Origin of the sequence: Streptomyces sp. BBFR102 (assembly GCF_051397025.1) — a bacterium.
Taxonomy (GTDB): domain Bacteria; phylum Actinomycetota; class Actinomycetes; order Streptomycetales; family Streptomycetaceae; genus Streptomyces.
Genome location: NZ_CP195757.1, coordinates 4,811,331 through 4,824,511, shown reverse-complemented (window position 1 = coordinate 4,824,511; position 13,181 = coordinate 4,811,331). Strand labels below are relative to the sequence as shown.

Genomic DNA, 13,181 nt, shown 5'->3' with positions numbered 1-13,181 from the left:
GGCCGGGGCGTCAGGTACGGACCTCCAGCAGCGGTACCAGCTGCTCGGCCGGGGTCATCGAGCCGTGCATGCCGGTCAGGGCGGACTCGTTGGGCTCGCGGCGGGTGGCGATGACGGCGACGTCGTCACGGGCGGCGACGATGACGTCGCCGAGCCGGTCGCGGACCCGCTTCTCGACGCGCGGGCCGAACCAGCCGGCCTCGATCGCCTCGTCCCTGCTCGCGACCCAGCACTGCTCGCCCAGCACCTCGCGCCAGACAGTGCGCACGTCACGGGCGGCGCCCGGGACCGCGTACAGGTGGCGGGCGCGGCCCTCGCCGCCGAGAAGGCGGATGCCGGCGTTCAGCTCCCAGTCCTCGTCGACGTCGAAGCGGTGGTGGTCGTCGAAGGGGATGTCGACCATGCCGTGGTCGGCGGTGATGTACAGGGCGCTGCGCGGGGGCAGTTGCTCGGCGAGGCGCCGGGCGAGACCGTCGACGTACATCAGCTGGCCGCGCCAGGCGTCGGAGTCGACACCGAAGCGGTGACCCTTGCCGTCGACCTCGCTGTAGTACGTGTAGACCAGCGCGCGGTCCCCGGCGGCGAGCTGGGCGGCTGCCAGGTCCATCCGCTCCTCGCCCGAGAGGCGGCCGTGGAAGGTGCCGCCGCTGAGTGCGACCTGGGTGAGCGGGGTGTGGTGGAAGCCGGGGGCGGAGACCTGCGCGGTGTGCACCCCGGCCGCGTCGGCGAGGGAGAAGACCGTGGGGTGCGGCTGCCAGGCGTGCGGGTCGGTCCAGGGCTTCCAGCGGAGCTGGTTCATCAGCTCGCCGCTGTCCGGGTTGAGCGCGGCGTACCCGGGCAGGCCGTGCTCGCCGGGGGTGCGACCGGTGCCGACGGAGGCGAGCGAGGTGGCGGTGGTGGCGGGGAAGCCCGCGGTGAGCGGCTGCCCGGTGCCGCCGCGCGAGGAGGCGATCAGCGAGGAGAGGAACGGCGCCTCGGCCGGGTGGGCGAGGAGCTGGTGCCAGCCGAGCCCGTCGATGAGGAAGACGCAGTTCCGGTCGGCGGGGGCCAGCTCGGTGAGGGCCGTCGTCATGCCCGGAACGCCGGAACCGGCGGCCAGCGTCGGCAGCAGGTCGGCGAGCGACCCGCTGCCGTAGGCCGGGACCGGGGCGGAGGCGACGGAGAGGGGCTCGGGCCAGGCGGGGTGGCCCATCAGCGGCCGGCCGGCGTGGCGGTGGCGGCCGTCGCCTCCGAGAGCGCCTGGGCGAAGACGAGCGCCTGCCGCACGGTGTCGGGGCCGTCGCCGGCCTCGCTGACGCGCAGGCTCAGGTCGTCGGCGGTGGAGCTGCCGGTGTAGCCGTGGTCGGCCTCGCAGTCGGGGTCGCCGCAGGCGGCGGGCTCCAGGTCGATACGGGAGACGGCGCCCCAGCCGATGGTCAGGACGACCTCGCGGGGCAGGGTGCCGGGGGTGTACGACTCCGGGTTCGCCACGACGCGGCTGAGGACCACCGAGGAGATCCGGCCGGTCTTCACCGACTCGGTGGAGGTGGTGGCGAGCGGCTCCGGCGAGCCGGCGTCGGCCGCCTGCTCGTCGGTGTGGCTGACGACGAACCGGGTGGGGGTGAGGACCAGGACCGTGACGTGGCGGCGGACCTCGTTCGCGTCGAAGGTGGTCTCCTGATGGACCAGGTACGACGCGACGGGCTCGCCTCCCACGGCGGCCTCCACCGCCTCGGCCACGAGGGCCGGGTAGTAGCCGCTGCGCTCGATCGCCGCGCGCAGCCCCTGGGTCGTCGTACCGGTCTTTGCCATGCGCACCATCCTACGGGGGCGCGCCGACCGCTGGGGACGGCCCGTGCGGGGCGTTCAGTAGGCGGGCAGGGTGCGCGGGCCGAGGTCGTCGCGGGCGGGGGGCGGGGCCAGACGGACCGAGGCGCCGAGGACGCTGACGCCGCGCGGGGCGACCACCACCGGCTCCAGCTGCACGTCGACCACCTCGGGGTGGTCGTCGACCAGCCGCGAGACGCGTTGCAGCAGCTCTTCGAGGGCCGGGGTGTCCACCGGGGCGGAGCCGCGCCAGCCGAAGAGCAGCGGGGCGCTGCGGATGGAGCGGACCATCGCGGTGGCGTCCCGGTCGGTGACGGGGATGAGGCGGTGGGCGGTGTCGCCGAGGAGTTCGGAGGGGGCGCCTGCCAGGCCGAAGGTGAGGACGGCGCCCGCGGCCGGGTCGATGACGGTGCGCACCACGGTGTCGACGCCGCGCGGCGCCATCGGCTGGACCACCGGCCGCAGCTCGGCCGGGCTGCCGAAGAGGCCGGTCAGCTCGGCGTACGCCTGGCGCAGCTGGGCCTCGTCGGCGAGGTCGAGGCGGACGCCGCCGAGGTCGGCGCGGTGGCGCAGGTGGGGTGCGGTGGTCTTGAGGGCGACCGGGTAGCCGAGGTCGGCGGCGGCGCGCACGGCCGCGTCCGGGTCCGGCGCCGGGAGGGTGGGGCGGACGTCGATGCCGTAGCGGGCGAGCAGGGCGCGGGTGTCGTCGGCCCCGAGGCCGTGGGCGCGCGGTACGACACCCTCCTCCCGGGGGGCGTCGGCGGCCAGCAGCCGGGTGATGTCGGCAGCCGCGCCCCGCTCGTCGATGTCCTCGTACTCCGGTACGCCGCCGGGGCGCTGGGCCTCGCGGCGCCACTGGGCGTACCGGACGGCCTCGCCGAGGGCGCGGACGGCGCGTTCGGCGGCCGGATAGGCGGGGATGCGGCGGGCGCGCGGGGCGGGGGGTGCCTCGCCGGGGGCGGGGGCGGCCGGGGAGGGGGCGGGGCCGCGCTGGGTGGCGGGGCTGCCGGGGCCGGTGCCGGCGGCGGCGGAGAGGGCTTCGGCGAGGCCGCCGAGTTCCACGTGGACCACGACCACCGGTTTGCCGGGAGCGGTGGCGTGGGCCGTGCGCAGGGCGGCGCCGAGCGCCTCGCCGTGGGGGCGTTCGGGGACGCCGTCGGCGTCCACCCAGGGGATGGCGGTGACCACCACGGCGTCGCAGCCGTCGTCGGCGAGAGTGGCGGCGAGCGCGGTCCGGAAGTCCTCGGGGGTGGCGTCGGTGGTGAGGTCGCGGGGCGGCAGCGGGCGCAGTCCCTCGGAGAGGCAGGCGTCGTAGCTGAGCAGGCCGAGCGACTCGGAGTTGCCGAGGATGGCGACGCGGGGGCCGGCGGGGAGCGGCTGCCCGGCCAGGAGCAGGCCGACGTCGACCAGTTCGGTGACGGTGTCCACCCGGATGACGCCTGCCTGGCGCAGCAGGGCGGAGACGGTGGCGTACGGCAGCCGCGTGACGGGGGCCGGGTGGCCGGTGGGGGTGATGCCGCTGTGCCGGGCGCCCTGGACGACGACCAGCGGCTTGGCGACGGCGGTGCGGCGGGCGAGGCGGGTGAACTTGCGGGGATTGCCGATGGTCTCCAGGTACATGAGGGCGACGTCGGTGTGCGGGTCGTCGTACCAGTACTGCATGACGTCGTTGCCGGAGACGTCGGCCCGGTTGCCCGCCGAGACGAAGGTGGAGACGCCGGCCGGGTTGTGGACGCCGTCGGCGCCGCCGCCGTCGCGGTGGAGCGCGGAGAGCAGGGCGATGCCGATGGCGCCGGACTGGGTGAACAGGCCGACCCGGCCGGGCACGGGGAGTTCGGGGGCGAGCGAGGCGTTGAGCCGTTTCCCGGGGGTGGTGTTGATGACGCCGAAGGCGTTGGGGCCGATGACCCGCATGCCGTACGAGCGGGCCTGGCGGATCAGGGCACGCTGGCGTTCGCGGCCCTCGGCGCCCTGTTCGGCGTAGCCCGCGGAGATCACCACGAGGCCCTGGACGCCGTGCTCGCCGCACTCCGCGACCGCTTCGGGCACGCGTTCGGCGGGGACGGCGACGACGGCGAGGTCGACGGGTTCGGCGATGTCGCGGACGGAGCGGTGCGCGCGGACGCCCTCGACGGTGCCGCCGACGGCGGGGAAGCCCTGGTTGACGGCGTACACCGGGCCGGTGAATCCGGCCGCCAGGATGTTCCGCAGGATGCTGCGGCCGACCCCGCCGAGAGCGCGCCCCACACCGACCACGGCGACCGAGCCGGGGGCCAGCAGCCGCTGGACCGAGCGGGCCTCGGCGCGCTGTTCGCGGGCGTGCTGCACGGCGAGCGAGCGGTCGGTGGGCTCCAGGCCGAACTCCAGGTGGACCACGCCGTCCTCGAAGCTGCGCTTCTGCTGGTACCCGGCGTCGGTGAAGACCTTGATCATCTTGGTGTTGGCGGGGAGCACGTCGGCGGTGAAGCGCCGGATGCCGCGCTCGCGGGCGACCGCCGCGAGGTGCTCCAGCAGGGCGGAGGCGACGCCGCGGCCCTGGTGGGCGTCCTGGACGAGGAAGGCGACCTCGGCCTCGTCGGCGGGGGCGGAGGCGGGCATGCCCCGGTCGTCGACGCGGTCGTAGCGGACGGTGGCGATGAACTCGCCGCCGACCGTGGCGGCCAGCCCCACGCGGTCGACGTGGTCGTGCCGGGTGAAGCGGCGGACGTCCTTGGCCGACAGGCGCGGGTACGGCGCGAAGAACCGGTAGTACTTCGACTCGTCCGAGACCTGCTCGTAGAAGCTCACCAGGCGGTCGGCGTCGTCGGCGGTGATGGGCCGGATGCGCGCGGTGCCGCCGTCGCGGAGCACCACGTCGGCCTCCCAGTGGTCGGGGTAGGCGTGCTGGTCCGACGGGGTGTCCATGGGAGCAGCGTACGGGTCGCCGGGTCCTCGGGCACGGGGCGGGCCGGGCCTTGTTCCGCGGGCCGCCGCGAGGTATTGGGGCGGCCCGTGTATGTCCCTGGCGGGGGCGTCCGGGGCGGTGTGCGAGTCTGGTCTAGACAATGTCGTCCGACTCGTGAAGGGCAGCTTCAACATGGCTGAGCGCCGCGTCCACGTCGGCTGGGCCGAGGGCCTGCACGCCCGTCCCGCCGCCATCTTCGTCCGGGCCGCCACCGCCTCCGGCATCCCGGTGACCATCGCCAAGCCGGACACCGCCCCGGTCAACGCCGCCTCGGTGCTGGCCGTCCTCGGCCTCGGCGTGCAGGGCGGCGAGGAGATCGTCCTCTCCGCCGACGCGGACGGCGCCGAGGCCGCCCTGGAGCGCCTGGCCAAGCTGGTGGCGGCGGGTCTGGACGAGCTTCCGGAGACCGTCTGATCCGGGGGTGCTCCCCGCCGCCCGGGGCGTGGACGGGCCCCGGTCCGTCCTTGCGCCGCCGGCGCTCGGCGACCTGCCCCCGGCTGCCCCTCCGCCCCGCCGGAACCGGAGACGCCCGTCCCGGACAGGGCCTTCCGTCGCGGCCGGGCCACCGCCCGCGCGAAGGAGCTGGAGGTACGGCTGCCGGCGAAGCTGACGCGGCGTCCGGCGGGGTCGGCTCCGCAGCGCCGCCGGACGGCCAGGTCGGCTCGTGCGGTCCGGGTGACCCGGCCCGGGCCGGGTCCTCGGGACGCTGGTCCCGCGTCGCCGCCGGCCGCCCTCGTCCGTCAGCGCGGGGCGTGCCGCCTTTCACGGACCAGCGCGGGCGGGGATTCACCAAGGCCCTGAGGGAATTCACGCACGTCGAATTCGCCCGCCGCCCCGTGCGCCGATATCGCGCACCACGGGCGAGGAAATTCCCCCGACCTTCCCTCCGGCCGGAACGCCTGGCACGGCGCGGCCAGGAATTCACTGCTCTTGCTCTTGTATACGGTGTTCTTGTTAATTCTGATCGCCCCGATTGTTGACGGCATGTTGCGAAGTCCTCACCCCGGTGGCGCGGAGGCGGTGGGCCGCCGCCGCGCGCTCGGCGTGCCGGGCGGTCAGGGCGCGCGCCCGCTCCGCGTCGCCGCGGGCCACCGCGTCGACGATGGCGCCGCGTTCGGCCCAGGACTCGACCGGGGCTGCGGGCGGGTCGATCGCGTACATCCAGGTGACCTTCTGGCGCAGCTGGGTCAGCAGGGCGGTGAGGCCGGGGCTGCCGGACGCCTGGGCGAGCGTCTCGTGGAACCAGGCACCCAGGGGCCGCAGCTCCTCACCCTCACCGAGCCTGGCGCGCTCCTGCCCCAACCTGACCAGGCCGCGCAGCACCTTCAGGTGGGCATCGGTGCGGCGCCGGGCGGCGCGGGCGGCGCCCAGCGGCTCCAGCAGCGTCCGGATCTCCAGCAGGTCGGCCGCCTCCCGCTCGGTCGGCTCGGCGACGCACGCCCCGGCGTGCCGGCGGGTGACGACGAATCCCTCGGCCTCCAGGGTGCGCAGCGCCTCGCGGACCGGGACGCGGGAGACGCCGTAACGGCGGGCGAGCCGCCCCTCGGTGAGGCGGGAGCCGCGCTCGTGCACACCGGAGACGATGTCCTCCCTGATCGCGGTGCATACCGATTGCGCGGGAATACCCATACCCATCCTCCGCCTGTGACCCGCGTGAGCGCGGTCGTCCTGTTCTCTTTCCTGACCCTACGGCAGAACGGATTCCTTTCCGACGGCACCAGGTGATCCGTGGATATCTTCTGGCCGGAAAGCAACAGCGGGGCGCAGACGTCCGGGTATACCGAAGGCCCCGGTCCGGGTAATCCGGAACCGGGGCCTTCGGGAAGAACAGGGCGCGCGAGGGGTGGGTCAGACGTCGACGCCGTGGCCGCGGAGGTAGGCCACGGGGTCCATGTCGGTGCCGTAGTCGGCGCCGGAGCGGGCCTCGAAGTGCAGGTGCGGCCCGGTGGAGTTGCCGGTGGAGCCGGAGACGGCGATCTGCTGGCCCGGGACGACGCTCTGGCCGACCGCGACGGTGGCCGACGCCAGGTGGCCGTACTGGGTGTAGGTGCCGTCGTGCATCTTGATGACGACCTCGTTGCCGTAGGCGCCGCCCCAGCCGGTCTCGACCACGGTACCCCCGCCGACGGCGCGGACCGCGCTGCCGGCGGGGGCGTGGAAGTCGACACCGGAGTGGCTGCCGGAGGACCAGAGGCTGCCGCCGGTCTGGTAGCCGGTGGAGACGTAGGAGCCCTCGACGGGGAGGACGTAGCGGTGGAGGCGCTCGCGTTCGGCGGCGCGGGCGGCCCGGACCTTCTCGGCCTTCCGCTTCGCCTCGGCGGCCTCCACCCGGGCGGCCTCGACGGCGGCCTGTTCGGCGGCGGCGGCCTCGGCGGCGAGACGCTGGGCGGCGGCCTGGTCGCCGATCCGGTCGGCGAGCCCGTGGCCGATCACGATGGCCTCGGTGAAGCCGGTGTGCGCGGGGGCCTCGGCGGCCGCGGCCGGGGAGGCGAGGGTGGTCGCCACGCCGGTGGTGGTGAGGGCGGCGACGCCGGCCAGGCCGGCCCCGGTGCGGGTGGCCCGGCGGCTGGGACGCCGGTGCTTCCCGGTGGGACGGGTGAACGCCATGGAGCGGCTGGTCCTTTCCTTCCTTCTCGCCTACCGGGTTAGCTGACGGGTTCGGAGCAGGAAGGTCTCCTACGAGCCCCTCGCGGGAGGCGCCCGATTCACCCCGTGGGACGGTGGGTCCCCGGTTCCCCGGGCTCGCGCCCTGCGGGGATTCGGCGATGACTGCCCGTTCGCCACGGATGCGGCGGGTGCTTCGGCCGGACAGCCGCAGAGACGTTAATCGGCAGTTCTGTCGCGCTACAAACCGAACGCCGCTTTTGTAGCACACACCACAGGGCAGAGGGGGTGTCACTCCCGCGAAACGGACATCAGGGTGGAGGCGTGGACATGACGGGAACCCCGGAATCCACTCGGGCTTCCGGGGTTCCCGCGCCGGGTCGGGCCTGTCGGCCCGGACCTGCTGAGCGGGCGTCAGCCCGTGACCACGCTGACCTCGCCGATACCGAGGGCGCGCACCGGCTCGGCGATCCGGGAGGCGTCGCCGACCAGGACGGTGACCAGCCGGTCGGCCGGGAAGGCGCTGACCACGGCGGCGGTCGCCTCGGTGGCGCCGGTCTCGGACATCATGCGGTACAGCCGCGCCTGGAAGTCGTCCGGCAGGTGCTGCTCGACCTGGTCGGCGAGGGTGGAGGCGACGGCGGCGGCCGTCTCGTACTTGAGCGGTGCCACGCCGACGAGGTTCTGGACGGCGGTGTCCAGCTCGGCGTCGGTCAGCCCTTCGGCGGCGAGGGTGCGCAGCACCTTCCAGAGGTCGTCCAGCGCCGGTCCGGTGGACTCGGTGTCGACGGAGCCGCTGATGGCGAGCATCGCCGCGCCCGTCCCCTCCGGGGTGGAGCGCAGCACCTGGCCGAAGGCCCGCACGCCGTAGGTGTAGCCCTTCTCCTCGCGCAGGACACGGTCCAGACGGGAGGTCAGGGTGCCGCCGAGGCTGTACGTGCCGAGCACCTGGGCGGGCCATACCCGGTCGTGCCGGTCGGGTCCGACGCGGCCGATGAGCAGCTGCGTCTGGACGGCGCCGGGACGGTCGACGATGACGACGCGGCCGGTGTCGTCGGCGGTGACCGGCGGGACCGGGTTGGGCTTGCCCGCGTCACCCTGCCAGGCGCCGAGGCTGCCGGCGAGCAGGGCGTCGAGGTCGGTGCCCTCCAGGTCGCCGACGACGACGGCGGTGGCGGTGGCCGGACGGACGTGCCGCTCGTAGAAGGCGCGGACGGCCGCCGCGTCGATCCGCTCGACGGTCTCCTCGGCGCCCTGGCGGGGCCGCGAGACGCGCGAGTCGACCGGGAAGAGCTGCCGGGACAGCTCCTTGGCGGCGCGGCGGGCCGGGTTGGCCTGCTCGTGCGGGATCTCGTCGAGGCGGTTGCGGACCAGCCGCTCGACCTCGGCCTCCTCGAAGGCCGGGGCGCGCAGCGCGTCGGCGAGCAGCCCGAGCGCCTTCTCCAGCCGGGAGACCGGGACCTCCAGGGAGAGCCGGACGCCGGGGTGGTCGGCGAAGGCGTCGAGGGTGGCGCCGCACCGCTCCAGCTCGGCGGCGAACTCCTCGGCGCTGTGCCGGTCGGTGCCTTCGCTGAAGGCGCGGGCCATGATGGTGGCGAGGCCGTCGAGCCCCTCCGGCTCGGTGTCGAGCGGGCTGTCGAGCAGCACCTCGACGGCGACCACCTGCTGGCCGGGCCGGTGGCAGCGCAGCACCGTCAGGCCGTTGTCCAGCGTGGTGCGCTCGGGGGCCGGGAAGGCCCACGGGCGGGGCGCTCCCCCGGCCGGCTGCGGGTGGAGATCCATGGCGGGGGTGATGACGTCACTCACTGGCTGCGGCCTCCTCGCCGGTCGCGGCGTCGGTGTTGTCGGCGTGCTCGGCTTCCTCGGGGGTCAGCGGCTCGTAGACGAGGACCGCGCGGTTGTCCGGGCGCAGGCGCTCGGCGGCGGCCTCGCGGACCTCGTCGGCGGTGACGTCCAGCACGCGGCCGACGGCGCTGAGGGCGAGCTGCGGGTCGCCGAAGAGGACGGCGTACCGGCAGAGTTCGTCGGCGCGGCCGGCCACCGTGCCGAGCCGGTCGAGCCATTCGCGCTCCAGCTGGGCCTGGGCGCGCTCCATCTCCTCGGCGGTCGGGCCCTCGGCGGCGAAGCGGGCCAGCTCGTCGTCGACGGCGGACTCGATGGCGGGGATCTCGACGTCCCCCGACGCCTTGACGTCCAGCCAGCCGAGCGAGGGCGCGCCGGCCAGCCGCAGCAGGCCGAAGCCGGCGGCGACGGCCGAACGGTCGCGCCGGACCAGGCGGTTGTAGAGCCGGGAGGACTCGCCGCCGCCGAGGACGGTGAGCGCCACGTCGGCGGCGTCGGCGGCGCGGGTGCCGTCCTCCGGGAGGCGGTAGGCGGCCATCAGGGCGCGCGCGGGCACCTCCTCGCGGACCACCTCGCGCAGCTCGGAGCCGATGGTGTCGGGCAGCGAGCCGTCGCGCGGGGGGCGCTTGCCGTCGTGGCCGGGGATGGAGCCGAAGTACTTCTCGATCCAGGCGAGCGTCTGCTCGGGGTCGATGTCGCCGACGACGGAGAGCACGGCGTTGTTCGGCGCGTAGTACGTGCGGAAGAACTCCCGGGCGTCCTCCAGCGTCGCCGCGTCGAGGTCGGCCATCGAGCCGATCGGCGTGTGGTGGTAGGGGTGGCCCTCGGGGTAGGCGAGGGCGGTGAGCTTCTCGAATGCGGTGCCGTAGGGCACGTTGTCGTAACGCTGGCGGCGCTCGTTCTTGACGACGTCGCGCTGGTTCTCCATCGACTCGTCGTCCAGGGCCGTCAGGAGGGTGCCCATGCGGTCCGCCTCCAGCCAGAGGGCCAGCTCCAGTTGGTGGGCGGGCATGGTCTCGAAGTAGTTGGTCCGCTCGAAGCTGGTGGTGCCGTTGAGCGAGCCGCCGGCGCCCTGGACCAGTTCGAAGTGGCCGTTGCCCTTCACCTGGGCGGAACCCTGGAACATCAGGTGCTCGAAGAGGTGGGCGAGGCCGGTGCGGCCCTTCACCTCGTGGCGCGAGCCGACGTCGTACCAGAGGCAGACCGCGGCGACCGGGGTCAGGTGGTCCTCGGAGAGCACCACGCGCAAGCCGTTGGCCAGGCGGTGCTCGGTCGCTGTCAGGCCGCCGGAGGCGGCCCGCGCTGTGGCCGTGTCACCCATGGGCAGGTACGTCCCTTCGCTCGCGAATTCCGGAGAAGTCCTCTCCGCCCTGTCACTCTATGCAACCGCGCCGACAGGGGGCGAAGTTCCCGCCGGATGGCACCCGAAGGACGGGGTGCGGTCGGGGTTGTCGTCGGCGCGGTCCACAATGGTCGGCGTCATGTCCAGACCTTGTTGGTGAAGGAGCCGCAGCAGCGATGGCCCGCCGCAGCACGAAGACCCCGCCACCGGACGACTTCGAGGAGCGCATCCTCGACATCGACGTTGTCGACGAGATGCAGGGCTCCTTCCTGGAGTACGCCTACTCGGTGATCTACTCGCGTGCCCTCCCCGACGCGCGGGACGGCATGAAGCCGGTGCACCGGCGGATCGTCTACCAGATGAACGAGATGGGGCTGCGCCGCGACCGCGGTTATGTGAAGTGCGCCCGGGTGGTCGGCGAGGTGATGGGCAAGCTCCACCCGCACGGTGACGCCTCGATCTACGACGCCCTGGTGCGCATGGCGCAGCCGTTCTCCATGCGGCTGCCGCTGGTCGACGGCCACGGCAACTTCGGTTCGCTGGGGAACGACGACCCGCCGGCCGCGATGCGGTACACCGAGTGCCGGATGGCCGACGCCACCTCCCTGATGACCGAGTCGATCGACGAGAACACGGTCGACTTCTCGCCCAACTACGACGGCCAGGAGCAGGAGCCGGTGGCGCTCCCCGCCGCCTTCCCGAACCTGCTGGTCAACGGCGCGTCCGGGATCGCGGTCGGCATGGCCACCAACATGCCGCCGCACAACCTCGGCGAGGTCGTCGCCGCCGCGCGCCACCTCATCAAGCACCCGGGCGCCGACCTGGAGACCCTGATGCGGTTCGTGCCGGGTCCCGACCTGCCGACCGGCGGGCGGATCGTGGGGCTCGGCGGAGTGCGCGACGCGTACGCCACCGGGCGCGGCACGTTCAAGATCCGCGCCACGGTCGCGGTGGAGAACGTCACACCGCGCCGCAAGGGGCTGGTCGTCACCGAGCTGCCGTTCAGCGTCGGCCCGGAGAAGGTCATCTCCAAGATCAAGGACCTGGTCGGCGCGAAGAAGCTCCAGGGCATCGCCGACGTGAAGGACCTCACCGACCGCGAGCACGGCCTGCGGCTGGTCATCGAGATCAAGAACGGCTTCGTGCCCGAGGCGGTCCTGGCGCAGCTCTACAAGCTGACGCCGATGGAGGAGTCCTTCGGCATCAACAACGTCGCCCTGGTCGACGGCCAGCCGCTCACCCTCGGCCTCAAGGAGCTGCTGGAGGTCTACCTGGACCACCGGTTCACCGTGGTCCGCCGCCGCAGCGAGTTCCGCCGGGGCAAGAGGCGCGACCGGCTGCACCTGGTCGAGGGACTGCTGGTGGCGCTCGTCGACATCGACGAGGTCATCCGGATCATCCGGGACAGTGAGAACAGCGCGGAGGCCCGCGAGCGCCTCATGGAGCGCTTCTCGCTCAGCGACGTCCAGACGCAGTACATCCTGGACACGCCGCTGCGCCGCCTCACCCGCTTCGACCGGATCGAGCTGGAGTCCGAGCGCGACCGGCTCACCTCCGAGATCGAGGAGCTGACGCGCATCCTGGACTCCGACGCGGAGCTGCGCAAGCTGGTCTCCTCGGAGCTGGCCGCGGTCTCGAAGAAGTACGGCACGGACCGGCGTACGGTGCTGCTGGAGTCCTCCGGCGCGGCTGCCGCCGTGCCGCTCCAGGTGGAGGACACGCCCTGCCGGGTGCTGCTCTCCTCGACGGGGCTGCTGGCCCGGACCGCTGACGCGACCCCGCTGGCCGAGGCGCCGAAGCGGGTCAAGCACGACCTGATCGTCTCGGCGGTCGCGGCGACGGCCCGCGGCGAGGTCGGCGCGGTGACCTCGGCCGGGCGGCTGCTGCGGCTCCAGGTGATCGACCTGCCGCAACTGCCGGGGACGGACACGTCGCCGAGCCTGTCGGGCGGGGCGCCGGTCGCGGAGTTCCTCACCCTGGAGGCGGACGAGCAGCTGGTCTGCCTGACCACGCTGGACGAGTCCTCGCCGGGGCTCGCGCTCGGCACGGCGCACGGCGTGGTGAAGCGTGTGGTGCCCGACTACCCCTCGCACAAGGAGGAGTTGGAGGTCATCACGCTCAAGGACGGCGACCGGATCGTCGGTGCCACGGAGTTGCGCACCGGCGAGGAGGACCTGGTCTTCATCACCGACGAGGCGCATCTGCTGCGCTTCCCGGCCTCGGTGGTCCGCCCGCAGGGCCGCCCGGCCGGCGGCATGGCGGGGGTGAAGCTGGGCGAGGGGGCCCGAGTGGTGTCGTTCACGGCGGTCGACCCGTCGGTGGACGCGGTGGTGTTCACAGTGGCCGGTTCGCGCGGCACGCTGGACGAATCGGTGCAGACCACGGCGAAGGCGACCCCCTTCGACCAGTACCCGCGCAAGGGCCGGGCCACCGGCGGGGTGCGCTGCCAGCGGTTCCTGAAGGGCGAGGACTGCCTGAGCTTCGCCTGGGCGGGCCCGGCCCCGGCCCGCGCGGCCCAGCGCGACGGTTCCCCGGCCCAGCTGCCCGACCTGGACCCGCGCCGTGACGGCTCGGGCCTGTCCCTGTCCAAGCCGGTGGCGGTGGTGGCCGGTCCGGTCGGCTGACGCCGGCCGGGAGCCACGC

Annotated in this window: 9 protein-coding genes and 1 riboswitch; of the genes, 2 read left to right on the top strand and 7 right to left on the bottom strand. The window is 74.0% G+C overall.

What is annotated here, in order from left to right; translation table 11 throughout:
* Window positions 1-10 precede the first annotated feature (10 nt).
* From ACSLIC_RS21380 to ACSLIC_RS21370, 3 genes are read right to left on the bottom strand one after another with little or no spacing between them, the layout of a single operon-like run.
* Window positions 11-1,192 (bottom strand): alkaline phosphatase family protein, encoded by a 1,182-nt coding sequence (locus ACSLIC_RS21380; RefSeq protein WP_436739316.1) that lies wholly within the window; start codon window positions 1,190-1,192, stop codon window positions 11-13.
* Window positions 1,192-1,791: a DUF5998 family protein gene (locus ACSLIC_RS21375; RefSeq protein WP_436739315.1), complete on the bottom strand. Its 600-nt coding sequence runs from the start codon at window positions 1,789-1,791 to the stop codon at window positions 1,192-1,194. The genes ACSLIC_RS21380 and ACSLIC_RS21375 overlap by 1 nt, the downstream gene beginning before the upstream one ends.
* Before the next feature lie 54 nt (window positions 1,792-1,845).
* A complete protein-coding gene (locus tag ACSLIC_RS21370; RefSeq protein WP_436739314.1) occupies window positions 1,846-4,710 on the bottom strand; it encodes a bifunctional acetate--CoA ligase family protein/GNAT family N-acetyltransferase in 2,865 nt (954 codons plus the stop codon).
* 172 nt (window positions 4,711-4,882) lie between these two features.
* Here ACSLIC_RS21370 and ACSLIC_RS21365 point away from each other — a divergent pair, with 172 nt between their 5' ends.
* Window positions 4,883-5,164 (top strand): HPr family phosphocarrier protein, encoded by a 282-nt coding sequence (locus ACSLIC_RS21365; RefSeq protein ID WP_436739313.1) that lies wholly within the window; start codon window positions 4,883-4,885, stop codon window positions 5,162-5,164.
* Between the two features lie 540 nt (window positions 5,165-5,704).
* Here ACSLIC_RS21365 and ACSLIC_RS21360 read toward each other — a convergent pair.
* The 4 genes from ACSLIC_RS21360 to ACSLIC_RS21345 form a co-directional block, all read right to left on the bottom strand.
* The gene (locus ACSLIC_RS21360; RefSeq protein ID WP_436739312.1) at window positions 5,705-6,379 is read right to left on the bottom strand and encodes a GntR family transcriptional regulator; all 675 of its coding nucleotides are present in this window, start codon (window positions 6,377-6,379) and stop codon (window positions 5,705-5,707) included.
* 219 nt (window positions 6,380-6,598) lie between these two features.
* On the bottom strand, window positions 6,599-7,357 hold the full coding sequence (locus tag ACSLIC_RS21355) for a M23 family metallopeptidase (protein WP_436739311.1): 759 nt from the start codon (window positions 7,355-7,357) through the stop codon (window positions 6,599-6,601).
* A 13-nt stretch (window positions 7,358-7,370) separates the two neighbouring features.
* A riboswitch (cyclic di-AMP (ydaO/yuaA leader) is annotated at window positions 7,371-7,525 on the bottom strand.
* A 243-nt stretch (window positions 7,526-7,768) separates the two neighbouring features.
* Complete coding sequence (locus ACSLIC_RS21350) at window positions 7,769-9,136, bottom strand: M16 family metallopeptidase (protein WP_436740437.1); 1,368 nt, start codon at window positions 9,134-9,136, stop codon at window positions 7,769-7,771.
* Between the two features lie 16 nt (window positions 9,137-9,152).
* A complete protein-coding gene (locus tag ACSLIC_RS21345; protein ID WP_436739310.1) occupies window positions 9,153-10,517 on the bottom strand; it encodes a M16 family metallopeptidase in 1,365 nt (454 codons plus the stop codon).
* Window positions 10,518-10,714: 197 nt separating this feature from the next.
* On the opposite strand from ACSLIC_RS21345, the gene ACSLIC_RS21340 reads away from it, so the two are divergent.
* On the top strand, window positions 10,715-13,162 hold the full coding sequence (locus ACSLIC_RS21340) for a DNA gyrase/topoisomerase IV subunit A (protein ID WP_436739309.1): 2,448 nt from the start codon (window positions 10,715-10,717) through the stop codon (window positions 13,160-13,162).
* Window positions 13,163-13,181 lie beyond the last annotated feature (19 nt).

What these genes read in the sequence shown, in the direction of transcription:
- ACSLIC_RS21380 (WP_436739316.1), bottom strand. Translation starts at nt 1,192, where the DNA reads ATGGGCCACCCCGCCTGGCCCGAGCCCCTCTCCGTCGCCTCCGCCCCG.
- ACSLIC_RS21375 (WP_436739315.1), bottom strand. Translation starts at nt 1,791, where the DNA reads ATGGCAAAGACCGGTACGACGACCCAGGGGCTGCGCGCGGCGATCGAG.
- ACSLIC_RS21370 (WP_436739314.1), bottom strand. Translation starts at nt 4,710, where the DNA reads ATGGACACCCCGTCGGACCAGCACGCCTACCCCGACCACTGGGAGGCC.
- ACSLIC_RS21365 (WP_436739313.1), top strand. Translation starts at nt 4,883, where the DNA reads ATGGCTGAGCGCCGCGTCCACGTCGGCTGGGCCGAGGGCCTGCACGCC.
- ACSLIC_RS21360 (WP_436739312.1), bottom strand. Translation starts at nt 6,379, where the DNA reads ATGGGTATTCCCGCGCAATCGGTATGCACCGCGATCAGGGAGGACATC.
- ACSLIC_RS21355 (WP_436739311.1), bottom strand. Translation starts at nt 7,357, where the DNA reads ATGGCGTTCACCCGTCCCACCGGGAAGCACCGGCGTCCCAGCCGCCGG.
- ACSLIC_RS21350 (WP_436740437.1), bottom strand. Translation starts at nt 9,136, where the DNA reads ATGGATCTCCACCCGCAGCCGGCCGGGGGAGCGCCCCGCCCGTGGGCC.
- ACSLIC_RS21345 (WP_436739310.1), bottom strand. Translation starts at nt 10,517, where the DNA reads ATGGGTGACACGGCCACAGCGCGGGCCGCCTCCGGCGGCCTGACAGCG.
- ACSLIC_RS21340 (WP_436739309.1), top strand. Translation starts at nt 10,715, where the DNA reads ATGGCCCGCCGCAGCACGAAGACCCCGCCACCGGACGACTTCGAGGAG.